22 protein-coding genes are annotated in these 23161 nt (G+C 65.3%); 7 read left to right on the forward strand and 15 right to left on the reverse strand.

What is annotated here, in order from left to right:
• Window position 1: 1 nt before the first annotated feature.
• The 11 genes from B9Z03_RS23925 to B9Z03_RS23975 form a co-directional block, all read right to left on the reverse strand.
• The gene (locus B9Z03_RS23925; RefSeq protein WP_176247604.1) at window positions 2–748 is read right to left on the reverse strand and encodes a cysteate racemase; all 747 of its coding nucleotides are present in this window, start codon (window positions 746–748) and stop codon (window positions 2–4) included.
• On the reverse strand, window positions 745–2115 hold the full coding sequence (locus tag B9Z03_RS23930; RefSeq protein ID WP_085466516.1) for a dicarboxylate/amino acid:cation symporter: 1371 nt from the start codon (window positions 2113–2115) through the stop codon (window positions 745–747). Before B9Z03_RS23930 ends, B9Z03_RS23925 begins: the two co-directional genes overlap by 4 nt.
• A gap of 2 nt (window positions 2116–2117) precedes the next feature.
• Complete coding sequence (locus B9Z03_RS23935; protein ID WP_085466517.1) at window positions 2118–2966, reverse strand: substrate-binding periplasmic protein; 849 nt, start codon at window positions 2964–2966, stop codon at window positions 2118–2120.
• A gap of 114 nt (window positions 2967–3080) precedes the next feature.
• Complete coding sequence (locus tag B9Z03_RS23940) at window positions 3081–4247, reverse strand: alanine racemase (RefSeq protein WP_085466518.1); 1167 nt, start codon at window positions 4245–4247, stop codon at window positions 3081–3083.
• A gap of 11 nt (window positions 4248–4258) precedes the next feature.
• Window positions 4259–6124, reverse strand: coding sequence for an adenine deaminase (locus B9Z03_RS23945; protein ID WP_085466519.1), 1866 nt, complete (start codon window positions 6122–6124; stop codon window positions 4259–4261).
• Entirely contained in the window at window positions 6121–6777 is a 657-nt protein-coding gene (locus B9Z03_RS23950; RefSeq protein WP_085466520.1) for a helix-turn-helix domain-containing protein, read from the reverse strand. The genes B9Z03_RS23945 and B9Z03_RS23950 overlap by 4 nt, the downstream gene beginning before the upstream one ends.
• Window positions 6778–6790: 13 nt before the next feature.
• A complete protein-coding gene (locus tag B9Z03_RS23955) occupies window positions 6791–7729 on the reverse strand; it encodes an N-carbamoyl-D-amino-acid hydrolase (protein WP_085466521.1) in 939 nt (312 codons plus the stop codon).
• A 1-nt stretch (window position 7730) separates the two neighbouring features.
• A complete protein-coding gene (locus B9Z03_RS23960) occupies window positions 7731–8819 on the reverse strand; it encodes an ABC transporter ATP-binding protein (protein ID WP_085466522.1) in 1089 nt (362 codons plus the stop codon).
• A gap of 3 nt (window positions 8820–8822) precedes the next feature.
• Window positions 8823–9611 (reverse strand): ABC transporter permease, encoded by a 789-nt coding sequence (locus tag B9Z03_RS23965; RefSeq protein ID WP_085466523.1) that lies wholly within the window; start codon window positions 9609–9611, stop codon window positions 8823–8825.
• 5 nt (window positions 9612–9616) lie between these two features.
• Window positions 9617–10468 carry an ABC transporter permease gene (locus B9Z03_RS23970; RefSeq protein ID WP_244561829.1) on the reverse strand — a complete coding sequence of 284 codons (852 nt, stop codon included), beginning with the start codon at window positions 10466–10468 and terminating at the stop codon, window positions 9617–9619.
• A 17-nt stretch (window positions 10469–10485) separates the two neighbouring features.
• The gene (locus B9Z03_RS23975; RefSeq protein WP_210191382.1) at window positions 10486–11520 is read right to left on the reverse strand and encodes an ABC transporter substrate-binding protein; all 1035 of its coding nucleotides are present in this window, start codon (window positions 11518–11520) and stop codon (window positions 10486–10488) included.
• Between the two features lie 229 nt (window positions 11521–11749).
• Here B9Z03_RS23975 and B9Z03_RS23980 point away from each other — a divergent pair, with 229 nt between their 5' ends.
• From B9Z03_RS23980 to B9Z03_RS24010, 7 genes are all read left to right on the forward strand, one after another.
• Window positions 11750–12724, forward strand: a complete 975-nt coding sequence (locus tag B9Z03_RS23980) for a nucleoside hydrolase (protein ID WP_085466524.1) — start codon at window positions 11750–11752, stop codon at window positions 12722–12724.
• Window positions 12725–12944: 220 nt separating this feature from the next.
• Window positions 12945–13421 carry a DUF3830 family protein gene (locus B9Z03_RS23985; RefSeq protein ID WP_085466525.1) on the forward strand — a complete coding sequence of 159 codons (477 nt, stop codon included), beginning with the start codon at window positions 12945–12947 and terminating at the stop codon, window positions 13419–13421.
• Window positions 13422–13450: 29 nt separating this feature from the next.
• Window positions 13451–14491: an ABC transporter substrate-binding protein gene (locus B9Z03_RS23990; RefSeq protein WP_085466526.1), complete on the forward strand. Its 1041-nt coding sequence runs from the start codon at window positions 13451–13453 to the stop codon at window positions 14489–14491.
• A gap of 24 nt (window positions 14492–14515) precedes the next feature.
• Window positions 14516–15337: an ABC transporter permease gene (locus tag B9Z03_RS23995; RefSeq protein WP_085466527.1), complete on the forward strand. Its 822-nt coding sequence runs from the start codon at window positions 14516–14518 to the stop codon at window positions 15335–15337.
• Entirely contained in the window at window positions 15330–16133 is an 804-nt protein-coding gene (locus tag B9Z03_RS24000) for an ABC transporter permease (protein WP_085466528.1), read from the forward strand. The genes B9Z03_RS23995 and B9Z03_RS24000 overlap by 8 nt, the downstream gene beginning before the upstream one ends.
• Window positions 16134–16145: 12 nt before the next feature.
• Window positions 16146–17177, forward strand: coding sequence for an ABC transporter ATP-binding protein (locus B9Z03_RS24005; RefSeq protein WP_244561932.1), 1032 nt, complete (start codon window positions 16146–16148; stop codon window positions 17175–17177).
• 65 nt (window positions 17178–17242) lie between these two features.
• Window positions 17243–18163 (forward strand): LysR family transcriptional regulator, encoded by a 921-nt coding sequence (locus B9Z03_RS24010; RefSeq protein ID WP_085466530.1) that lies wholly within the window; start codon window positions 17243–17245, stop codon window positions 18161–18163.
• Between the two features lie 20 nt (window positions 18164–18183).
• Here B9Z03_RS24010 and guaD read toward each other — a convergent pair whose 3' ends face one another.
• From guaD to B9Z03_RS24030, 4 genes are read right to left on the reverse strand one after another with little or no spacing between them, the layout of a single operon-like run.
• Window positions 18184–19554 (reverse strand): guanine deaminase, encoded by a 1371-nt coding sequence (gene guaD / locus B9Z03_RS24015; protein ID WP_085466531.1) that lies wholly within the window; start codon window positions 19552–19554, stop codon window positions 18184–18186.
• Between the two features lie 2 nt (window positions 19555–19556).
• The gene (locus B9Z03_RS24020) at window positions 19557–20891 is read right to left on the reverse strand and encodes an amidohydrolase family protein (RefSeq protein WP_244561830.1); all 1335 of its coding nucleotides are present in this window, start codon (window positions 20889–20891) and stop codon (window positions 19557–19559) included.
• Window positions 20888–21742, reverse strand: a complete 855-nt coding sequence (locus B9Z03_RS24025; protein WP_210191427.1) for an aromatic ring-hydroxylating oxygenase subunit alpha — start codon at window positions 21740–21742, stop codon at window positions 20888–20890. The genes B9Z03_RS24020 and B9Z03_RS24025 overlap by 4 nt, the downstream gene beginning before the upstream one ends.
• A 17-nt stretch (window positions 21743–21759) precedes the next feature.
• Window positions 21760–23160: an 8-oxoguanine deaminase gene (locus tag B9Z03_RS24030; protein ID WP_085466533.1), complete on the reverse strand. Its 1401-nt coding sequence runs from the start codon at window positions 23158–23160 to the stop codon at window positions 21760–21762.
• Between the last annotated feature and the right edge of the window lies 1 nt (window position 23161).

Here is a 23161-nt window from a genome sequence, read left to right on the forward strand (position 1 = left end):
CTCATCCGGCGCGTCTGCGCACCACCGGCCGGACATCGGCCGCGACATAGCCCAGTCGGCGAAGGCAGGCCATGGCGAGCGCCGAATTGCTGTCGAAGATCGCCAGCCCTGCGCCATCGACCTCCCGCGACATGACGGAGAGCTCGGTGCAGGCGAGGATCGCGGCCTCGATACCGGCCTGGCGACACGCGGCGAGCGCATTTCCGAGCGCAACGCCCGCGCTGGCGAGGTCGCCTGCCTTGACGTCGGCAATCGCGCGATTGACGTCCTGCTGGAAATCGGCGGCGGAGGGCACGCAAACCTCATATCCGGCGGCGAGCAGCCTGTCCTGATAGAAGCCGGACGATAGCGTGCCGGGGGTTGCAAGCACCGCGACGCGCCGCCCGGTGAAGCTGTGTCCCATCTCCTCGACGACACTGTCGACGATGTGAACCAGATCGGCCGAGGTTTCCGCGGCGAGGCGTTCGAACCAGTGATGCGCCGTGTTGCACGGCATGGCGATGCTTTCCACGCCCAGCGAATCCAGCATGCGGACCGCGACGAGCAGCTGCTTCAGCACCGCGTCCGACCCGCTGAGGATCGCTTCGGTGCGATCGGGAAGCTGCGGGATGCTGAGCAACACCAGTGGCAGGTGGTCGGTGTCGACCCGGGCCGGCGTGAGTTCGGTGAGCTTGCGGTAGAAGTCGGCCGAGGCAAGCGGGCCGAGCCCGCCGATGATGCCCAGCCGAAACTCGAGCCGCTCCGTCACGCCGGCTGCTCCGCGCCTGCCGGCTCCTCCATCGCCACCTCCCCGGCATGCGCGTCCGGCACTTCCCTTGTGTGCGGCGCGATCGCCGCGGTCGTCGCCGTGACTGTGCAGACGCTGGAGAGCGTCATGAACGTGTCGGACACGGCGTCGACCGCGACGAACAGGACGAAGGCGGCCTCGAAGGGCAGCTTCAGGTAGCCGCACAGGATCGACATCTGCGAAAGGATCACGAGGCCTGCCATGCCGGTGGTCGTGAGCGCGAGCAGCGACGAGGACACGCCGATCAGGGCGAGGTCGCCGAGGGAAAGCGTGCGCCCGTAGAGCTGGGCAATGAAGATCACCCCGCTGACATAGAGGAATATCGCGCCCGTCCGCAGCAGCGCCACGTTCAATGGCGCGAGAAGCTCGACAACGACCTGATTGAACCTGAGCCGTTCCACCAGCAGGTTGATGACCCAGGGAAGCGCTGCGACCGAGGACCGTGTCGTGATGACCACCATGAGCAGCGGCTGGAAGGCCTTGACCGTCGTCCAGTAGCCTTGCCTCGAACGCATAGCGACAATGCCGAACGCGACAAGCATTACCGCGAGGGTGGACAGCCCCATCACCAGCAGGAACCCGCCCATCAGTGTCAGCGGGTCCGGCCCCATCGTCGCCGTCTGCTCGGCGATCAGGATGAACGTCGCGAAGGGAAGCGCCCAGATGAACCAGTTGGTGAGGATGATGCAGGCGCGGTAGACCGCGTCGAGCACCCTCGCCAGGCTCATCGACGACTGCTGCGGCACCTGGCCGACGGCGAGGCCGAACAGGAGACAGAACAGCAGGACCTGGATCGCATCGCCCTTGGCAAGCGAGCCGAACACGTTGCTCGGCACCAGGCCAAGGATGATGGACACCGGGCCTACCGTCTCTTCCACATTGGCCGGTGGTGTCAGAGGAAGCTGCAGGTCCGTCGAGACCGCACCTTGCGAATTGATGAACCGGCCGAGTTCGATGCGCGACTGCGGATCGGAGATTTCTCCCGGCTGCAGGATCAGCGACAGCGTCCCGCTCAGCGCCACGCCCAGCACCGAGACGACGAGCACCGCCAACGCGATGCGCGGCAGGTAGCGCACGGACTGTGGATCCTGGACCATCGAGGTGATCGAGAAGATCACCGCCGAGATGAGGAACGGCAGCACCACCATCTTGAGGAGGTTGAGATAGGCGTTGGCGATCGGGCTCAGCGCATGGGCCACATCCGGCGCATACATGCCGCACAGGATGCCGAGGCCGATCAGCGCCAGCGTGGTGAAGGGCGAGCGCAGGATGCGCTTCACCAGCGTCAACATATCGAAGCGACGCCCGGCGGCTTCCGAGGCCGGCATCGTCAGGCGCCCCGCGCGGCGCGATAGCGCGCGATGATGGTGTCGGTCTTCATCATCTCGTCGCCCCGCGTGAGGTCGAGGAAAAGGTCGGCGAAGGAGGCGAGATGCGCCATGTCCGGCCGAACGCCGATCGCCAGCGTATCGGTGCGGTCGGTCAGCGTGATCGAGCGCGCGACGACCGTCAGCGAGGGGTCGTCGACCATGAGCTTCTTGATCTCGAAATCGTCGCGGTAGGCCATGTCGATCTCTTCGCGACGCACGGCGTCGACCATGGCCGCCCAGTCGGAATATTCGCGGACCTTGGCGTTCGGGAAGCTCGTCGCCGCGAATTCGGCGAAGGAAGAGTGGGCGATCACGCCAAGGTCGCCGCGGAAATCACGCACCACGTCGTCGGCCAGATGGCCGGCCGCAAGCCTCGCGAAACGGACGCGGTTGGTGATCAGGCCGTGGTTCAGCACGGCATAAGGCCGGGAATAGAGGATGAGGCGGCCTCGCCGCACGGTGCGGCTCAGCTTGCAGACGGCGAGGTCCGCGTCGCCGCGCGCGATCTGCTCGACCGCCTCGTCAAACGTCGTGGCGGAGCGATCGAAGACCAGTTCGAGGTCGAGCGCATGTGCCACGGCACGGGCCATATCGACGTCGATACCGGCGTCGGGGTCGCCAGCCTTCTCGAAGAAGGGTGGAGATCCGAAGCGGGGCATGGCGACTCGCAGCAGGCGCTGGCCTTCAGGGTGGGAAAGATCGCTCAGGAAACCGGTTTGCTGCGCGAAGGCAGGCCGGGTGACGACAAGGGCCGCCGCCCCGCCGATCACGGCGCGGCGCGATGGCCTGATGTCCGTTCCTGCCGCCATAGCCACCCCAAAATCGGTCCGAGCTCGGTCGCGGGAATCCCGACCGGAGGTCGAGTGGTAGTATTTATAGACGACCGGTTAAGAAAATCATCTGCCGATTCAATCCGGCCTCAACTACGCCTGGCCGACGCTGTTCGAGCGCGCGTCGATCGAGAGGTGGCGCGGTGGTTCGTCGCGCGCGAGCAGCAGCAGCCCGCCGGAGAGATTGGCGACCGGACAGGAATGGTTGGGCAGGATGAGCACCGGCGTGCCGATCGGCAGGCTGCGGCCAGCGAGCCGCAGAAAGGCGTGCTCTTCCGACAGCTTTTCAACCGTGAACGGCGTTTCCTCGCCTCCGGCCCAGGCCTCGCCATAGCTGGAGGTGCCCGAGGTGCCATGCGCGCCGAGATCGGACGAAAGCGTCTTGGAGCCGACACCGGCGATGGCGTATGTGCCGTTCGCCGAGACGATACGGGCTGCGATGCCGAGCGCAACGTCGTCGCGCGTGGCGATGCCAAGTCGGACGGCGGTAAGGTCGAGGAACGCGTAGTTTCCGGGTCGCACCTCATCCACGCCGTCGAAGCCGGCATTGGCGATCAGCGTTGGCGTGCTGCCGACGGAAATGATCGGCACTTCGATTCCGGCTCGCCGAAGACTGTCGCGCAGCTTCGCCATCAAGGCGAGTTCCTGCCGAGCGACCACGCGAATGCCGTCCGGATCGCCCGCGCCATAGGCGTGGCCCGCATGGGACAGCAGGCCCGCGAAGAAGAGATGCGAGGCATCGTCGATCTGCCGCGCCAGCGCATGCGCCGCCTCGCTATGCGGATCGACGCCGCAGCGGTGCAGGCCAACGTCGACCTTGACGAAGACCTTCGTTCGCCGACCGGCATCGGCTGCGGCGCGGGCGAGCGCCGACACACCCTGCGGGCTGTCGGCGATGAAGCGAAGCTCTCCTTCCCCCACGCGTTCGAGCAGGCGCCGAGCCTCCGCCGGCTCGATCATCGGATAGGCAAGCGTCACCGGCCCCAGGCCGGCGCGCAGGATCATCTCTGCTTCGTTGGCACGCGCGGTGGTGAACCCGGCCGCGCCTGCCTCGCGCTGCATCGCGGCGACGGCGAGGCTCTTGTGTGTCTTCACATGCGGATGCAGCGCCGCCTTGCCATGCGTGATCTGCGCCATCCGCGCGATGTTGCCGGCGAGCGCTTCGGCATCGACCACCACCTGCGGCGTCGGGCAGGCGTCAAAGCCGGGGAAACGGCGCGACAGGTCGAGCGGATGCCCGGACTTGGAGAGCGAAGACATGGCATGCTTTCTTAGAAGACCACCGGATGGGTCTGGCCGGTCTGGACGTTGACCAGGCCTTGCGGCGCATAGTCGCTCGGCGCGACGAGCACCCAGCGCCACGGTGCACAGGTAAGCGTCGCGAAGGCGAGGCGTTCGGGGAAGCCGGGAAACCAGCGCGGCTGGAAGGTCGGCTCGTACATCCAATCCACCTTGGCGCCCTCGGCGTAGAGATGCTGCATCTCTTCATGCAGCGCCTCGGCCGGCCGGCACGACATCAGTCCGGCAACCTCGTAGCGCACGCGGGCGACCACCTCGCCGCCGCGCACCAGCGCCCACCCGCCGTCGTTTTCGGCGAGCGCGTTGACCGCCGTCGCCATCGCCTCATCCGAAGAGCCGACGCACCAGATGTTGTGCTTGTCATGCGCCATCGAGCAGGCGAGCGCGGTGTCGGGCGTGCGTGGACCGCAGCCGAGCCAGAACATCTTCGACACCGCGCCCGTGCCGGAGAAGCGGTCGACGATCGAGAACTTGGTGATGTTGCGGCTCTCGTCGCGCTGCACCAGCCCGTCCTTCACCGGCAGGTCGAAGGTGAGAAAGTCGTCGGTCCAGTGGAAGGGACGGAGCACAGCCGCCTGCATCGTCGCGCGGCCGGGCTCGGCGGCAATGGCGAAGTCGGACGCTTCGAGCCGCCGGCCGATGTTGATCGTCTTCGTCGCCCATTCGGGCCAGTCGATCCGCGGCACGGCGGGCAGGTAGGTCTTTCCGTCCGAGACCTGCGCACCATCCGCCCAGACCTTGGCGATCTCGAATTCGGCAACGTTCGACAGAAGCACGATGTCGGCATAACGGCCGGGCGCGATCGAACCCACCCACGGCGTCAGCCGCATGTGGCGCGCCGGGTTGATCGTCACGCACTGGATCGCGATCTCCGGTGCCAGCCCGGCCTTGATCGCCAGCCGGACATTATGGTCGGTCGCGCCAAGCTCCAGCGTATCGGAGGCCGAGCGGTCATCGGTTGTCAGCGCGATCTGAGACCAGTCAGCAAGGCCCTTCTCCAACAGCCCGGCGATCACTTCCGGCAGGCTATGCGGGCGCAGTTCCATGAACAGGCCGCGTGACAGCTTTTCCCAGAACTCCTCGACCGTCCACGCCTCGTGGTCGGAGGCGAGGCCGGCGGCGGCAAACGCATTGATGGTGGGAATGTCGCGGATACCCGCCGCATGTCCCTCAACAACACCGCGTTGTTCGAAGGTGGCGCGGATCATGCCCCAGAGCCGGTCGTAGGACGGGTTTTGAGGATTCCAGACGGCCGGCCAGTCCATCACCTCGTCGAGGCCGGCCACCATCAGGCTCTCGCGCAGGAAATCGCGCTGCTCGTCATAGCCAAGCCAGCCGCCGCCGTGCTCGTAGCCGGTGGGCGGCACGGCCGACCCCGGCAGGGGGAAGATCTTCAGCGGCGAGCCAGCTGCGCGGGCCTTGAGCCAGAATTCGAGGGTCTTGCCGCCATTGACGTTGGAGAATTCATGGCTCGCCTCGCAGGTCCAGGTGTTGCCGCGCGGCAGCACCAGCGCAGCCTCCCATTCGGGCGTGAGATGCGAACTCTCGATGTGCTTGTGCACCTCGCCCAGCCCGGGCACAGCGGCAAGATCGGGCTCATGCACGCGCCGGCCGACCTCGCCGGGATAGGAGCCGGCATTACCGACATAGGCGATGCGCCGGCCCTTGATGACGATCTCCTGATCCTCGCGCCAGGTGCGGGTGGAGACGTCGAGCAGGCGGCCGACCCTGAGCGCCACGTCGGCCGGACGCTTGCCGAGCGCCACGAGCGTCAGGTCCTGACGGATTGCAATCTCGGTCTTCGCGTCCAGCGCGATGTCTTCGGCAGGCGAGGTCATTTGGCTGGACTCCCGCTCAAACGGTCCTGGCCGACGTCGCCCCGGCCGACGAGGCAGACCGACAGGATTCGCGCCGGGCGCTCGCTGGTCGAGGAGAAGCCGTGCGAGGACGAGCCGTCGAAATAGATCGAATCGCCCTGCGACAACCTGAGCGGCGAATAGGGTTCCATCTGGAAGACCACCTCGCCCTCCAGCACGTAGACGAACTCCTCGCCGCGATGCTTCGAGCGCACTGGCGCAGTCCCGGCGGCGCGGAACGGTATCTCGATAATCATCGGCTCCAGCGACTTGGCCGCGAGGTCCGTCGCCAGGGCCTCGTAGACGCCCATGTCGGTGGCGTAGCGCCGGCCTTCGCTGCGTCGCGTCACGACGCGCGCAGCGGTGGCGAAGCGCTCGCTCGGCGTGCCGAGAAAGTCGACGAAGTCGATGCCCAGCCCCTCGGCAAGCCGCACCAGCACACTGTAGGCCGGCGACGATACGTTGTTCTCGATCTTCGACAGGGCCGAGACGGACACGCCCGTGCGCTTCGATACGTCGGCCAGCGTCCACTTGTTCTCGAAACGCAGCTTGGCCAGCATCTGTCCGACCGGGTTCTCGGTCGGCCGCTCGGTGGCGGGCTTGATCTCCTCGATGGCGGCGCTGTTCTTCGTCATGCTCATTCGCCCCTCACTCCGGCAGAATCGGACCCTTGCGTTCGACGATCAGGCCATAATGGGCCGGCTCCCGATGGCGCGCAAAGTCGAAGATCGTCCGCTTGTAGAGCGCCCCCATCTCAAGGTCGCAGCGCGCCGAGATCAGCTCGTCGCCGGTGGTCGTCGCCATGGTGGCGATCTGACCCGATGGAGCGACGATCATCGACAGGCCGATCATGTTCGACCCTTCCTCGTTGCCGGCCTTGGCGGCGGCTGCGACCCAGGTGGCGTTCTGGTAGGCGCCGGCCTGGAGCGAAAGCTGGTGGTGGAAGCCGGTCAACTGGTCGAAATCGAACACACCGGTATGGTCGTCGGGCGTGTTGTAACCGACGAAGACGATCTCGGCGCCCTGCAGCGCCATCACGCGGTAGGTCTCGGGCCAGCGGCGGTCGTTGCAGATGCACATGCCCGCGATGCCGCCCAGCGTGCGCCAGACCGGAAAGCCGAGATTGCCCGGTTCGAAATAGCGCTTCTCGAGATGCTGCGCATCGCGCCCCGGCACCGGCTCGGCATGGCCGGGCAAGTGGATCTTACGGTATTTTCCGACGATCGCGCCGGTCCTGTCGACGATGATCGAGGTGTTGAAATGCCGCCGAAGGCCATCCTCGACCGCGAGCTCCGCATAGCCGATGTAGAAGCCGATACCGAGCTCGGCCGCAGCTTCGAACAGCGGTTGCGTCTCAGGTCCCGGCATCTCGGTCTCGAAATAGAAATCGATCTCGGTCTGGTCTTCGATCAGCCAGCGGGGGAAGAAGGTCGTGAAGGCAAGCTCGGGGAAGACGACGAACTCGACGCCCCTGCCCTTCGCCTCGCGCAGCAGTTCGACTTGGCGTTTCACCACCCGCGCCCGGGTGTCCGCCTTGGCGATCGGCCCCATCTGCGCGCAGCCGACGATGACATTGCGGTGGGTCATCTCAGATATCCTCTTCGGTTCTTGCAAGCGTCTCGAACGGCAGGATCGCGCTCTGCGCGGGGTTGATCGACAGATGTGCAACCTGGCCGGGCGACTGAGGCGCCTCGGCGTCTCCATGCGCGATGAGCGTACCCGTCCCACCGGCGCAATGATACTGGTAGGCGCGGCCGAGATAGGTCCTGAGGCCAAGTGTTACAGGAATCGCCCCGCCCGGCGTGCCGCCAAGCAATAGGCCCTCGGGCCGCGCCGCGAGCAGCGCCTTGTCGGGGATCGGACCGAACTCCTTCTCCGACATGGCGATCTCGGTGCCGTCCGACAGCCGCACCGTTGCCTCGCTCCCGTCGCGGGCGACAACCTCGATCGGCAGAATGTTCTCGAAGCCGACGAAGCGGGCGACGAAGGCGTTGGCGGGCCGCTTGTAGAGCACTTCCGGCGCGTCGAGCTGGACGATGCGGCCGGCATTCATGATCGCAACGCGGTCGGAGATCGAGAACGCCTCCTCCTGGTCGTGGGTGACGTAGAGCGCGGTGCGCTCGCCGGCCTGCTGCAGCCGGCGGATCTGAACCCGCATATCGATGCGCAGCTTGGCGTCGAGATTCGACAGCGGCTCGTCGAACATCATCAGCGGCGGATCGATGACCAGCGCACGCGCCAGTGCCACGCGCTGCTTCTGCCCGCCCGACAGCGCAGCCGGCAGGCGGTCGACAAAGCGGGTCAATCCGACGATCTCGATCATCTCGATCGCCTTGCTGCGGCGCAGGTCGGACGCCATGCCGCGCTGCTTCAAGCCGAACATGACATTCTCCAACACCGAGAGGTGCGGCAGCAGCGCATAGTTCTGGAAGACGAGGCCGATATCGCGCTTGTGGATCGGCAGGTGCGTAAGGTCGCGGCCGCCGAGCCGAACCTTGCCCTCGCTCGGCGTCATGAAACCGGCGACTACTCGCAGTGTCGTGGTCTTCCCGCAGCCGGACGCGCCGAGCAGCGATACGAGTTCGCCGGCTCCGACCTCGATGTTGAGATCGTCCAGGACCTTGGTCGGACCGTGATGGGCGGAGATACCCGACAGGGAGAGCGGAACGCTGCTCATGACCTACCTCATGACCGCGGACAGGCCGAGGCTGCGCTCGACGATCACCATCACAGCGACGGTCAACAGCATCAGGAGCACGGAGACGGCGGCGACGGAGGGATCGAAATACTGCTCGACATAGGTGAACAGCTCGATCGGCAGCGTGCTGATGCCCGGGCCTGTCAGGAACAGGGAAATCGACACGTCGTTGAGCGACGTGATGAAGGCGAGGATGAAGGCCGCCACAATGCCCGAAGCGATGTTGGGCAGGATGACGACGAAGAAGCTCTTCAGCGGCGAGCAGCCGAGGCTGACGGCTGCCTCGTCGGCGCTGAAGTCGAATGTGGCGAGGCTCGCGCCGACGACGCGCACAGCATAGGGGGTCGCGAGGATCGTGTGGCCGATCAGCAGCGCCGCCATCACAGGCAGCTCGAGCGCGACGATCACGGTTTTCAAAAGCGCGAAGCCGAACACGATTTCCGGCACCAGCACCGGCAGGAAGAAGATCGAGCCATACCAAGACGGCAGGCCGGACCGGTAGCGCGCCAGCGCATAGGCGACTGGCACGCCTAGCAGCAGCGCGAAGGTGGTGCCGAGCGTCGCGACGATCAGGCTGGTCTGGAAGGCGGCCAGGAAGCTCTCCTTGCCGAGCACATTGTCGAACCAGCGGAGCGACAGGCCCTGCGGCGGGAAGGTGAGATAGGTCGTATCGCTGAAGGCGGCACCGAAGATGATGACCAGCGGCGCGAGCAGAAACAGGAACACGCCTGCCGCCACGATGCCGACGAAGGGGTGGAGGGGCTTGCGCATGCCTATCAGCCCATCGCCGGATTGAAGCGCCGCGCGACGCGGTTCGCGACGAGGATGATGACCAGCGTCATGGCGACCATGATCACGGCGATGGTGCTGGCGCTCGTCCAGTCGAACGAGACCATCGCCTTTTCGTGCAGCAGCGTGGGCAGGATCATCTGCGCCTCGCCGCCGAGCAGCCGGGCGGTGGCGAAAGCCGCGAGGCTGCCGGTGAACACCAGCACTCCGCCGACGATGAGGCCGGGGATCGCGAGCGGCAGGGTGACCTGGAAGAACACTCTGAGCGGGCTCGCGCCGAGCGACGAGGAGGCCTCGAGCACGCTCTCGTCGATGGCGTCGAGCACGCCCACCAGCGACAGGATCGCCAGTGGCGTGAACAGGTAGACGAGGCCGATCACCATCGACGTGCGGGAGAAGAGCAGCGGCACGGGCTCGTCGACCAGAGCGGAGAGCATCAGCGCCTCGTTGACCATGCCGTTGCGGCCGAGAATGACCATCCAGGCGAAGGAGCGGACGATCGCCCCGGTGAGGAGAGGAAACACCGAGGCGATCATGAGCACCTGGCGCAAGACGCCGCGGCTGCGCGAAATCGCCGTCGCTGCGAAGAAGCCGAGCGTCAGCGAGATCAGCGTCGTCATGGCGGCGACGCCGAGGGTGCGGTTCAGCACCAGCAGATTGTATTCGCTGGAAAAGAACGCGACGTAGTTGGCGAGCCGGCCGCCCTTCGGACCGATGGTCTCGGAAAACGTGTCGCCGATCGGGGCCACCAGCAGCAGCACGACTGCCAGCGTTCCCGGCAGAACCAGGAGCAGCGGGGCCAGCCGTGCGAACTGGCGGCGGAGGATCGGAGAGAACACGGCCGGCTGCCCTCAGCTCACTGACCGAAGATCAGGTTCCAGCGCTTGGACCAGTCTTCCTTGGCGTCGAGCAGCTTACGGTAGTCGGGCTTGCGCAGCGACGCGATCGCTTCGGCGCCGTAGGCGGCGGATTTTGCCTCTTCAGGCGTCAGCTCGACCTTCTTGTTCACCACGCCGTCGCCGACCGCGATGGCGAGATCCTTCTGCACCTTCGGGTCGAGGCGGAAATTGATGAAGGCATGTGCAAGGTCCTTGTTCTCGGACTTCGCGGCGATGTTCATCGTGTTGAAGATCACGAAGTTGCCCTCATCGAGCGGCGCCCACTTTGCGGTCGGGATCGCGGCCTGGATTGCAGGCACGGCGAAGTCTTGCAGCGCGCCGACGATCACCTCGCCGGTCGAGAACAGGTTCACCAGCTCGGAGCCGGAATTGTAGGTCTTGACGATGTTCGGCTTGAGTTCGGCAAGACTGGCGAAGGCGGCGTCCGGATTCGCGAAGGCGTCGACGCCGACCCGGTCACCGGCGACGATGACGGTCATCGGGCCCGACGTGGTATTGAAGCCGGGCATCGCCACCTTGCCCTTGAACTCCTCGCGCCACAGATCCTTCCACGAGGTGATCGGGGCGCTGACCTTCGCGCTGTCATAGATGATGCCGTAGCGTCCGACCGTGTAGCCGGGGCCGAACTTCTCGCCCTGCGGCGCCTTGGCGATGTCGTAGAGGTCGGTGAGGTTCGGCAGCAGTGCCGGGTCGATCTCGGCGAAGGCGCCTGAATCGATGCCCTGTTGCGAGAAGGCGTCCGTCAGCCAGATCACGTCCACGCCGCCGCGGATCTTCAGCTTGTTGAGACGATCAGGATTGTTGCCGCTCTCGATGACGACCTTGGCGTTGAACTGTTTTTCGAACGGCTTGTAGAGGAACTCCTGAAGCTTCTCCGCGCCATAGCCCCATTCCGACACGACGAGCGTGCGGGGCTCCTGCGCTGCGAGCGGGGTTGTGATCACGGAGGCCAGCACCATCGTGGCGAAGCCTCGCATCTTGAAGGACAGCATGTCGGGATACCTTTCGGATCGAGGAAAACGGGCGTCCTGCCTAATCTTTATGCAATCTCGTTGCAGCACCAAATGTTAATCAGATATCGTTTTTCTGGCAACAAATTTTTCTTCTAGAAAATTCTGATAGACACAGAAACCTCAATGCGCGGGAGTCTGGACCAACGGATGGCGCTTGAACGGTGAACCGCCCACGTTAGGGAAGATGGACGCGAGACGGAGCATGCATATGCACAAGGTGATCTTCGATACCGATCCCGGCATCGACGATGCGATGGCGCTGCTGTTCCTGCACCATCATCCCGACGTCGAACTGGTCGGCATCACCACCGTCTTCGGCAACGGCACGATCGAAGAAACCACCCGCAATGCGCTCTACCTAAAGGAAGCGTGGGGCATCGCCGCGCCGGTGGCGCGAGGCGCGGCCGCGCCGATCGACCCGGCACGGACCCGGGGCACCCCGCCGCGTATCGTTCACGGCGACAACGCGCTCGGCAATTTCCCCCTGCCCGACCGCATCGCGGCGCAGCCCGATCCGCGCCCGGCGCATCACTTCATCATCGACGCCGTGCGGGCCGACCCCGGCAATGTCAGCATCGTCGCCGTCGGCCGGATGACCAACCTGGCGCTGGCGATCGCCGAGGCGCCCGACATCGCGAGCAAGGTCAGGCAGGTCGTGCTGATGGGCGGCGCATTCGCAGTTCCCGGCAATGTCAGCCCCGTCGCCGAAGCCAACATCATGGGCGACCCCGAGGCGGCCGACATCGTGATGACCGCGCCGTGGAAACTGGCGGTTATTGGCCTCGACGTGACGATGAGGACGGTGATGACGCGCTCGCACCTCGCCGAACTCGCACGGCGCGGCGGCGAGCGCGTGCAGTTCCTGTCGAGCATCTCGCAGCACTACTTCGACTTCTATTCGCGCTTCCTCGAAGACGGCATGGCGGTCCACGACAGCTGCGCCTGCGCCTATCTCGTCGCGCCCGGGCTCTTCACGATGCGCAGCGGTCCGATCCGCGTCGTCGCCTCGGGTATAGCGGACGGCCAGACGATCCAGAAGCCGGACGGACGGCGCTTTCCGCCGAACGCATGGGACGGCAAGCCGAGCCAGCTCGCCTGCATCGACATCGACGCCGAGGGCGTTCTCGATCTCATCGGCGACACCCTCGTCGGTGTGCCGTCCGACCTGGCGAAAGCAGTCTGAGCTCGTCGACACCGATCTAAGGTTCGTATCCGCGCGCGGAAACCACCTCGCTGGCGCCGTAGCCACACGCTGTCTCCAACGAACACGGCGGCAGATTGCGCGCATGCACCGTTCGCGGCCATGTCGATAAAAATACTTGATCGATCGAATTCCGATTTGGAATTGGACAATTCGCTGGCAGTGCCTGGAAATATGGCATCTTCAATGTATGGGAAGACCAATGCCGGATCGGAAACTCTACCTCAAATTCGTGGACAGCGACGTCACGGGCATCATAACTCTTTATTGGGACAACGCTCCCGAGACTTGCAAGGCGCTTTGGGGCGCGCTGGAAAAGCCGATCCGCTGGCCCGCCACGCACGCCATGTTCTCCGGTCCGGAGATCATGATGGGCCTGCCGGAAGAGAACCGGAATTTCGACCCGACCAAGCTGCCGCCGGAGAACCAGACGGTCCTGCCGGATCCGGGCGAGTTGCTGTGGTTCTACCAGCCCAAGAACTTCTTCAAGATCGATCCGACCGAGTTCTGGGAAATCGGTCTGTTCTACGCCGCCGGCGGGCGCACCTTCGGCCCGACGGGCTGGATTCCCTGCACCTATTTCGGCCGCATGACCGAGAATCTCGACGGCATCGCGGCGCAGTGCCGCCTGATCCGCACCGAAGGCGCCAAGGTCGTCGAAATCGGCCGTCTTTCCTAGATACGATAGAAGCAAGAAAGGGGAATTTCATGACTTCAGCATTCAAGACCACCATTCTCGGCGTGTCGGCTATCGCTCTCACCGCCGGTGCGGCGCTTGCCCAGGACAAGACGCTGACCATCAACTCCTTCGGCGGCGCCTATGAGGAAGCGCACAAGAAGTGCGTCATCGGCCCGTTCGAGCAGGAGACCGGCGCGAAGGTCCAGATCGTCACCGCCTATTCGGCCGACGCCTTCGCCCAGTTGCGCGCCCAGAAGGAAGCGCCGCAGTTCGACGTCATCAACTTCTCCGGCGGACAGGAGATCGTCGGCGCGGCGGAAGGCCTGCTCGCCCCGATCGATGCGGCGAAGCTGACCAACGCCGCCGACCTCTACGACTTCGCCAAGGCCAACCTCGCCGGCGGCGAAGGCCCAGCCTATTCGATCGCGGCGATCGGCCTGGTCTACAATTCCGAGAAGTCGCCGAAGGCGCCGTCGAGCTGGAAAGACCTGCTCGATCCGGCCATCGGCGAGCACTTGGTGCTGACCGACATCTCGAACGGCTATGGCATGCTGGGCTTCCTGATGCTCAATCAGGTGGAAGGCGGCGACCTGACCAACATCCAACCCGGTCTGGACGCGGTGAAGAAGCTGATCGACGGCGGCGCGGTCGTCGTGTCGAAGTCGCCGGAGATCCAGCAGGAATTCGCGCAGAACGACGCCTGGGTCGCGCCCTATGCATCGGACTATGCCTTCACGCTGCGCAAGGCCGGCCTTCCGGCCAAGTTCGTGCAAGGCACCGAAGGCACGCCTGCCAGCTACATCACCACCAACCTGGTGGCGAACCGGCCGAATACCGACCTGGCGCTGAAGTTCATCGACATCTCGATCTCGCCGGCAGCACAGGCATGCTTCGCCGAGGCATTGCGCTACACGCCTACCAACGCCAAGGTCGAGCTGGCCCCTGAAGTGGCGGCGGACGTTGCCTATGGCGCCGACAGCGTCAAGGGTCTGATCCGTTTCGATCCCAAGGCGATCGAGGCGAATCGCGCGGCCTGGGTCGAAGCCTGGAAGAAGACCATCGCACAGTAAGCGATCGAGAAGGAGCCCGGACGGGTGAGCGACCGTACTGAAAACCTGCTGCTCATCCTGCCCGGGCTCCTGCTTCTGGCGTTGGTGTTCTTCCTGCCGATCTTCCAGATGCTCGCACTCAGCATCTCCGGGCCGGACGGCCCGACGCTGCAGCACTTCGCCCGCTTCCTGGGCGATCCCTACTATCTCGGCATCCTGTGGCGCACCGTGCGCCTGTCGCTGGTCATCACGCTGATCTGCGCGCTCATCGGCTTTCCCCTCGCCTACATCATGGCGCGCGTCGGGCCGCGGCTCAGGCTTTGGCTGATCGTCATCGTCATCCTGCCGCTGATGACCAGCGTCGTCGTGCGCACCTTCGGCTGGATGGTCCTGCTCTCGCGCTCCGGACTGATCCCAGAGCTGCTGCGCGACCTCGGCCTCGTGAAACGCAACTTCGCGCTGATGCAGACCGAAACGGCAATCGTCATCGGCATGGTGCAAGTGCTGCTACCATTCATGGCCCTGTCGATCCTCGGAGTGATCACCCGCATCGACCCGCGGCTGGAAGAAGCGGCGCGCACGATGGGCTGCTCGTTCCTCCAGACGCTGCGGACGGTGATCCTGCCGCTGTCGCTGCCAGGCATCGTCGCCGGCTCGCTGCTCGCCTTCACCCTGTCCGCGAGTTCCTTCGTGACGCCCAGCCTGCTCGGCGGCTCGCGCATCGAGGTGCTCGCGGCGTCGATCTACGGTTCGGTCACGCAGACGCTGGACTGGCCGTTCGCGGCGGCGCAGGCGGTCATCCTGTTCGTCGGCGTTCTTCTGGTGCTGGTCCCCTACATCAAGGTTACAGGACGCGCCCATGGTTAGGGCTGTTCCCACCTGGTTGCGCGTTGTCGCGGTCATCTTCGTGGTGCTCACCGCGTTGCTGCTTCTGGCACCGCTCGTGGTGGTCGCCGGCGCATCGCTGAATGCCAGCCAGTTCGTGCAGTTCCCGCCCGACGGCCTGTCGCTCGAATGGTATCGGAAGGTGCTGTCCTCGTCGGAATACCTGTCGGCTGGCTGGACGAGCCTGCAGATCGCGCTGCTGGTCACTGTCAGCGCCACGTTGATCGGCGGCGCTGCGGCGATCGCCATTCACCGGGACCAGTTGCCGGGCTCGCAGGCGCTGTCGGCGCTCTTCCTGTCACCGCTGGTGTTGCCGACCATCATCTACGCCATCGGCATGCTGATGCTGTGGAGCTCCGTCTTCGGGCCGGTGACGTTCCTGACGCTCTGGATCGGCCACACCGTTGTCGCTATCCCCTACGTCGTGCGCACCACGCTCGCCGTCCTGTCGGAGTCCGACCCGTTCCTGGAGGAGGCAGCGCGCACCATGGGCGCACGGCGGTTGCAGCGCCTTTGGCTGGTGGTGGTGCCGCAATGCGCGCCGGGTCTGGCGGCCGGTGCCTTCTTCGCCTTCAACGTCTCATTCGACGAGGCGGTGCTGTCGCTGTTCCTGCGCAAGCCGGGACTCACGACCCTTCCCGTCCAGATCTACGGCCAGCTGGAATTCAGCCCGGACCCCTCGGTCGCGGCCGTCTCGACCATCATGATTGCGATCACCATCATCTTGATTTTCTGCATAGATCGCCTGCTCGGCATCAAGAATTTCGCGGAGACCTGACCCTTGCCCGCGGTGAAACTCGACACGATCCGGAAATCCTTCGGCAAGGTGGCCGTGCTGCACGGCATCACGCTCGACATCGAGCCGGGTGAATTCATCAGCCTGCTCGGCGCCTCCGGCTGCGGCAAGACCACCTTGCTGCGCATCGTCGCCGGTCTGGAGAGCGCGACTGCCGGCAGCGTCCACATCGACGGGCAGGACGTGACGGACCTGCCGCCGGAGGACCGCGACATCGCGATGATGTTCCAGTCCTATGCGCTGCTGCCGCATCTCTCGGTCTCCGAAAATGTCCGCTTCCCCTTGCGCATGCGCCGCATCGGCGCGCGCGACGAGCAGCACGAGCGGGTGAGGAAGGCTCTAGAGACCGTCCAACTCGGCAATCTGGCCGACCGCAAGCCGCGCCAGCTCTCCGGCGGCCAGCAGCAGCGTGTGGCGCTGGCACGCGCCATCGTCTCCAATCCCAAGGTGCTGCTGCTCGACGAGCCGCTGTCCAACCTCGATGCGCGGCTGCGCGAGGACATGCAGGTCGAGCTGATAGAGATCCACAAGCGGCTGGGGCTGACGACGATTTTCGTCACCCATGACCAGGAGGAGGCACTGAGCCTTTCCGACCGCATCGTGCTGCTCAATGCCGGCCGCGTCGAACAGGAAGGCGCGCCGGCCGCGATCTATGCCAAGCCGGCGACAGAGTTTGCATCCAATTTCCTCGGCTCGGCAAACATCCTGCCGGCAACGGTCGAGGCGACGGGCGCGGGTCCGGTCGCCGTGCTCGCCGACGGTCAGCGCCTGCCGCTGACGAAGGACGAACCGGCCCGTGGCAGCGTTCGGCTCGCCCTGCGGCAGGAGGACATTCGCCTGGCGCAAGGAGACGGTCTCGCGGCCGAGGTGCGCACGCGTGTCTATCTCGGCGCGCGCAGCCGCTACGTGCTGTCACTGGCCGGCCAGCCGGTACGGGTGCTCGCCTCCAACGACACACTCTTCGAGCCGGGCCAGCGCGTCGCGCTCGCCATCGCACCCGACAGGGTCCGAGTGATCCCCAGCTAACGCCACGGTGCCGCATGACCGGCAAGGTACTGCGCCGGAAGAGAGTTGCTGCTAGAGCGTCGATCATGCGAACGCTCGACATGGTGACGTTTCTCGTGCTTGCCCGGAACCGGCATTTCGGCCGCACCGCGCAGGAGCTCAACACGACGCAGCCGGCGATCTCTTCGCGCCTCTCGCAGCTCGAATCCGAGTATGGCTGCAAGCTCGTCCACCGCAGCGACCGCGAGTTTCGTCTCACGCCTGAAGGCGAGCGCGTGCTGGAGGTCTTTCAACGCGTGGTCGAGAGCCTGCAGGATCTCGAGACCGAGCTCAAAGCCGGCTATGTCGGCGCGGTCGCCAATGTGCGCATCGGCGCGATCGACTCTGTCGCCTCGACCTGGATGCCGCACCTGATCGAGACCCTGCGCGACATCGCGCCCAACCTGCGCATCGAGCTGACGGTCGACGGCACCAAGGACCTGGTGCACGACATGGGCAAGGGCAAGTTCGACCTGATCTTCTGCCTCGACCCGGCGATCGGCGACGGCTTCCGCAGCTTCGTCGCCTGCGTATGGCAGATGATCTGGGCCGGTTCGCCGAAGCTGGTCGACGCGCGCGCCGAATACACGGTCGATGAACTCGCGCGGATGCCGATCATCACCTTTCCGCGCGACACTCCGCCGTATCGCCAGATCGCGCCCTACTTCCAGGACGAGCGGGTTCTGGCCTCGAAGATGACGAGCTCCAACTCGCTCTTCGCGATCATCAACCTGGTGATCGACGGTTTCGGCGTGGCAGCGCTGCCGACGGTGACGATCGACCGAGAGCTCAACACCGGGCTGCTCTTGCCGATGAACGTGTCGAAGTGGTTCCCTCCGATGCCGATCGTCGCGACCTATCAGTCCTCGACGCACCAGAAGATCATCCAGCTCGTGGCCGACCAGGCCCGCGAAAGCGCCCGCGCCTTCTGCGAGCGCGCCAAGACGGGCGCGGCCTGGACGATCTGACGGCCGCGATGTTGCAACCGTCAGGCGACGTGAGCGCCGCCGACCCAGACGCCAGCGATATTCGGCTTCGAGGCGGTGTAGAGGATCGTCTCCAGCAGCATCTCGTCGTTGGCCTCGACGTCCCAGAGCCGGATCGTGCCATCTTCCGCGGCAGGGTCGATGGCGAGGGCGTCGAAATGGCAGCCGGGGGCGAAACGGCCGACCGGCAGGTTGAGCGCATCGCCGCCGCCCGCCGTCGCGAGATGGAAGGCCTCGCGAAAATCGATGCGCGCATCGACCATGGCTGAACGCTGGCGCGGCGGCAGCGCCGGATCGACACCGCTTTCCAGCATGCGCGACACCATCACGGCGGCGCGCATCGCGTCGAGGATCGAGCTGATCGGCCCGCCGGATATGTCGGTGCCGAGGCCAACGCGCACGCCCTTCTCCAGCGCGGCGCGCAGCGGAAAGACCGCACCGGCGAAATAGGCGTTGGACACCGGGCAATGCGCTACCGCCGCCTGTCGCGCGGCAAGCAGGTCCATGTCGTCGGCGGTGAGGAAATTGCTGTGCGCCAGCACGCTTCCCGCGCCGAGCAGGCCGAAACGGTCGAGGCTCGCCGCATCGGTCATGCCGTGCCGGGCAAGCACATAGCCGTGCGCCCAGTCGCTCTCGGAACAATGGGTCTGCACATGGCAGCCACAATCGCGCGCGAGCTCGCCAAGGCCTTGCAGCGTCGCGTTCGTGCAGGAGGGAATGAAGCGCGGCGTCACCACCGGGCGCACCCTGCCGTCGCGATTGGCCGGATGCGATCGAATATGATCGATCACCTCCCATGTGCCGGCGATTGCAGCCTCGGGGGATGCGTCGCGGTAGTAGTCCGGGCAAGACTGTGGATCGTCCATCGCCACCTTGCCGACCAGTGCACGTTGCCCCTCTTCCAGACAGATGTCCGCCAGGATGCGCGTCGCCTCGACATGGACGGTCGCGAAGTAGAGCGCCGTCGTCGTGCCGGTTGCGAGCAGGTCGGCCACAAGCCGCCGATAGACGCGCCGGGCAAAGGCGGCATCGGCGTAGCGCGCCTCCAGCGGGAATGTGTATTTGTGCAGCCAGACTTCGAGCGGGACATCGAGCGCGCGGCCGAGCTGCGGATATTGCGGCGCGTGAACATGGAGGTCGACGAAGCCCGGAAGCAGCAACATGCCATCGGGCAAGGTCGAAAGCACTCCGGTTTCGCGGGCCGTGGCCAGAGCCCGCTCATAGTCCTCCTCGCCTGGCCGTGTGACCGTCCGGATCACACCGTCTTCGCCGATGGCGATCAGGACCTCGTGCAAGGCATCGATGTCGCCGCGTTCGGGCGCATGAAAGCCGGAGGCCAGCAGGGTGCGTCCGCGAAGGCCGAGCCCTTGCATGGCTACAGGCTGCGATCGCGCAGCGCGAGCGCCTTCTCGCGGAATTTGGCCCGGATCTCCGCCTCGTCGATGCCCACAAGCACACGGTCCTCCATGACGATCCGGCCGTCGGCGATGGTGGTGACCACGTCGTCGGCGCGCGCCGAATAGACCAGCGCCGCTGCCTCGTCATAGACGGGCAGGCAGTGCAGGCGGTCGAGATCGACGATGATGACGTCGGCCTTCATGCCGGGCGCGAGGATGCCGGTCTCAGGACGGTTCATGGCAATCGCCGATCCGGCGGTCGCCATCTCCAGCAGCTCGTTCGTCTTCAGGAATTCGACGTCGTTCGTCTTGTCCTTGTGGATCATGCCGGCGAACTTCATCTCCTGGAACATGTCGAGCGCGTTGTGGCTGGCAGGCCCGTCGGTCGCGAGACCGACCGGAACACCCGCTGCGCGCAAGTCGCGCAGGCGCGCCGTGCCCGAATTGAGCTTGGCATTGCAGCACGGGCAGTGTCCGATGCGCGTGCCCGTCTCGGCCATGATGGCGATGTCGTCATCGGTGAGCTGCGTGCAGTGGGCGGCAGTGACGTCGGGGCCCAGGAAGCCGAGGGAATGGACCCATTTGACCGGCGTCGTGCCGTAGGTGTCGGCGACGTAGGCGACTTCCTGCGGCCCTTCGGCGAGGTGGGTATGGATTGCAACCTTCTCCGCGTCGGCTACCTCGCGTACCAGCCGGAACATCTCCGCGCCACATGAATAGGGCGCGTGCGGCGAGAGCGCGAGATGAACCCGATCTCCGCCGGAGCGATGATGCTTCTTTACGAGGTCGCCGAAGGTCTCCAGCGTCTTCCACGACCAGTCCGTGATCGAGGCGTAGATGCCCCGGTCGGCGAAACCGTAGCCGAGCGTAGCGCGCAGCGGGATACGATGAAGCGCCTCGATCTCAGGCTCGACCGCATAGGCATCGAAATGCTCGTTGAAGGTAGTGATACCCGCCTTGGCCATTTCCGCGAGCCCGGCGAGACTTGCCCAGTAGAGCGTGTCCGGGTCGAAATTGCGCTTCAGGCGCCACATCGTCGACAGCCATTCGAAAAGCTGCACGTCTTCCAGCAGGCCGCGCAGCAGCATGTTGGAGGCAATGTGCGTGTGGCTGTTGACGAAGCCGGGCATCACGACGCGGCCGTTCGCGTCGATGATCTTCTTCGCCCCGTCGGTCCCGACCGCATCCGCCGTGCCGACCTCCCGGATCGCATTGCCCTTGATGGTTACGACACCACGCGCGATCTTCGCCGCCCCGCCCATCGGCAGGACGACAGCGTTGACGATGGCGATGTCAGGCCCTTCGACGGTCATGCCGCCTGCGCCGTCGTGCCGTAAACAATGCCTTTCTCCTTCAGCCAACGACGGTAGGCGACGGAGGAAGCGTCGGCGCGCGTCGGGATTTCGGCGCGTGGCTCGAGCGGTAGAAGCACCGGCCGCTGGTTCTCCAGGATGATGCGGTCCTGCAGGAAGATGACCTGTTGGAAAGCGACGAGCTCGCTGACGGTCGAAACCTCATCGATGAGAAACATGACCGGATGCGCGCGGCAGCGGCCGGGGTCGAGCGGCTGGACAAAGAGACAGATCACGTCCCAGCGGTTGGCCGAGTTCGGGCATGTCTTGTAGAGCATTACCGCGAAGGGGTTGGTGACCCTGTACATGTATTGGGTCATGATTCCCCCGGTTGCCGAAAGCGCGGCCTGCGGCTGGAAGAACTCGCAATTCGTGGCCCAGACCTCGTCGACGTCGCGGCGGATCTCGGTCGTGTAGTGCCGCACCTCCGTATGCGGTTCCGCGCCGAGGATGTCGGTGTGGACGAATGGGAAATGCGCCATGTCGAGGAAATTCTCCACGACGCGAGGACCGGAGGCCTTGACCGAAATGGCCCCGCAGACGACGAGCCGCCGATCGGGCTCATGCGCTTCGGGGATGGACGGAATGTCGCCGGCCGGCTCGCCGAGGCTCGCCCAGAGATAGCCGTAACCCGTCTTCGCTCGCACGACGGCGCCCGTGTCGGTCCGGGAAACGGAGATCGCCCCGTCCGCGGCGCGGGTCACATTCAGGTCGTAGCCGAGAAGTCGGTTGGAGCTTTCGCCGACCGGAACGTCATCCAGCGCATCGATACAGTACCACTGGTCGAGGGCTGCCTTTTCCGCAGGCTTCATCGTCATGACGTCGCTCCTCATTGCTCGTAGACACGGTCCATGGTCGCCGCGTGCTCGGCGAGCGCGGCTTCCACGTCGAAGGCGCGGAACAGGCCCTTGCCGATGATCTCGCGGCCGTTGATGTAGGAATAGTCCACCTTGAACGGGCCGCAAAGCACCAGCGCGGCCAATGGATCGCGCTGCGTACCGGAGAGGCCGATCTGGTCGCGCTTCACCGCGATGAAGTCCGCGCTCATGCCGGGCGCCAGATAACCGATATCGTCGCGTCCAAGCAGGGCCGCGCCACCGCGCGTCGCCATCTCAAGCGCCTCACGCGCCGACAATGCGCTCGGCGTGCCGCCGAAGCCGCCCCGGCCGCCGGGCTTCTCGGAAAGGTAGTGGTGCGGCGCGACGCGCTGGAGCATCAGTGCCAGCCTTGCCTCCATGAACATGTTCGACGTGTCGTTGGAGGCCGAGCCGTCGACGCCGAGCCCCACCTTCACGCCCTTGTCGAGCATCTCGCGGACCTTGGCGATCCCCTGGCCGCAGCGCATATTGGCCGACGGGCAATGCGCCACGCCCGTGCCCGTCGCAGCGAAACGGTCGATCTCGGCGCTGGTCATGAAGATCGAGTGCGCAAACCAGACGTCATTGCCGAGCCAGCCCACGGACTCGGCGAACTCGACCGGCCGCATGCCGTAGATCTCATGGCAGTACTTCTCCTCGAACAATTCCTCGGCAAGATGGGAATGCAGGTTCACGCCGGGATGCCGCCGAGCAAGCGCTGCTGCATTGCGCATCAGGTCGGGCGTCACCGAGAAGGGCGAGCACGGCGCCAGGATGATCCGGCTCATCGAATGGCGGGAATTGTCGTGGTAGGCACCGATCAGCCGCTCGGCGTCCTTGAGGATGGCATCTTCGTTCTCGACGCAACTGTCCGGCGGCAGGCCGCCTTGGCTCTCGCCGCGGGACATCGCCCCACGCGCGGCGTGGAAACGCAGGCCGAGCTCGCGCGCAGCCATGATGGTCGCGTCCAGCGTGCAGTTGTTCGGCAGGATATAGAGATGGTCCGAGCTGGTGGTGCAGCCAGAGTGGATCAGCTCGGCCATCGCGACGCGCGCCGATATCCGGATCGCGTCGTCGTCCAGCCGGGCCCAGATCGGGTAGAGCGTCTTCAACCAGACGAGCAGCTCGTCGTCCTGCACCATGACGCGGGTCAGGTTCTGGTACATGTGGTGATGCGTGTTCACCATGCCCGGCATGACGACATGGCCGGAGAGATCGAGCACCTCGTCCGCCCCGCTCGCCGCGAACTCCGCCGTCGTGCCGACCGCCTCGATGGCATTGTCGCGCACCAGCATCGCGCCGTCGGCGATCTCGCGGCGCCCGTCATCGAACGTGGCAAGGAGATCGATGTTCCTGACCAGAAGTGTCGTCATC

The organism is Mesorhizobium australicum, assembly GCF_900177325.1.
GTDB classification, from domain to species: Bacteria; Pseudomonadota; Alphaproteobacteria; order Rhizobiales; family Rhizobiaceae; genus Mesorhizobium_A; species Mesorhizobium_A australicum_A.

What these genes read in the sequence shown, in the direction of transcription:
- B9Z03_RS23930 (WP_085466516.1), bottom strand. Translation starts at nt 2,115, where the DNA reads ATGCCGGCCTCGGAAGCCGCCGGGCGTCGCTTCGATATGTTGACGCTG.
- B9Z03_RS23935 (WP_085466517.1), bottom strand. Translation starts at nt 2,966, where the DNA reads ATGGCGGCAGGAACGGACATCAGGCCATCGCGCCGCGCCGTGATCGGC.
- B9Z03_RS23940 (WP_085466518.1), bottom strand. Translation starts at nt 4,247, where the DNA reads ATGTCTTCGCTCTCCAAGTCCGGGCATCCGCTCGACCTGTCGCGCCGT.
- B9Z03_RS23945 (WP_085466519.1), bottom strand. Translation starts at nt 6,124, where the DNA reads ATGACCTCGCCTGCCGAAGACATCGCGCTGGACGCGAAGACCGAGATT.
- B9Z03_RS23950 (WP_085466520.1), bottom strand. Translation starts at nt 6,777, where the DNA reads ATGACGAAGAACAGCGCCGCCATCGAGGAGATCAAGCCCGCCACCGAG.
- B9Z03_RS23955 (WP_085466521.1), bottom strand. Translation starts at nt 7,729, where the DNA reads ATGACCCACCGCAATGTCATCGTCGGCTGCGCGCAGATGGGGCCGATC.
- B9Z03_RS23960 (WP_085466522.1), bottom strand. Translation starts at nt 8,819, where the DNA reads ATGAGCAGCGTTCCGCTCTCCCTGTCGGGTATCTCCGCCCATCACGGT.
- B9Z03_RS23965 (WP_085466523.1), bottom strand. Translation starts at nt 9,611, where the DNA reads ATGCGCAAGCCCCTCCACCCCTTCGTCGGCATCGTGGCGGCAGGCGTG.
- B9Z03_RS23975 (WP_210191382.1), bottom strand. Translation starts at nt 11,520, where the DNA reads ATGCTGTCCTTCAAGATGCGAGGCTTCGCCACGATGGTGCTGGCCTCC.
- B9Z03_RS23980 (WP_085466524.1), top strand. Translation starts at nt 11,750, where the DNA reads ATGCACAAGGTGATCTTCGATACCGATCCCGGCATCGACGATGCGATG.
- B9Z03_RS23985 (WP_085466525.1), top strand. Translation starts at nt 12,945, where the DNA reads ATGCCGGATCGGAAACTCTACCTCAAATTCGTGGACAGCGACGTCACG.
- B9Z03_RS23990 (WP_085466526.1), top strand. Translation starts at nt 13,451, where the DNA reads ATGACTTCAGCATTCAAGACCACCATTCTCGGCGTGTCGGCTATCGCT.
- B9Z03_RS24000 (WP_085466528.1), top strand. Translation starts at nt 15,330, where the DNA reads ATGGTTAGGGCTGTTCCCACCTGGTTGCGCGTTGTCGCGGTCATCTTC.
- B9Z03_RS24010 (WP_085466530.1), top strand. Translation starts at nt 17,243, where the DNA reads ATGCGAACGCTCGACATGGTGACGTTTCTCGTGCTTGCCCGGAACCGG.
- guaD (WP_085466531.1), bottom strand. Translation starts at nt 19,554, where the DNA reads ATGCAAGGGCTCGGCCTTCGCGGACGCACCCTGCTGGCCTCCGGCTTT.
- B9Z03_RS24020 (WP_244561830.1), bottom strand. Translation starts at nt 20,891, where the DNA reads ATGACCGTCGAAGGGCCTGACATCGCCATCGTCAACGCTGTCGTCCTG.
- B9Z03_RS24025 (WP_210191427.1), bottom strand. Translation starts at nt 21,742, where the DNA reads ATGAAGCCTGCGGAAAAGGCAGCCCTCGACCAGTGGTACTGTATCGAT.
- B9Z03_RS24030 (WP_085466533.1), bottom strand. Translation starts at nt 23,160, where the DNA reads ATGACGACACTTCTGGTCAGGAACATCGATCTCCTTGCCACGTTCGAT.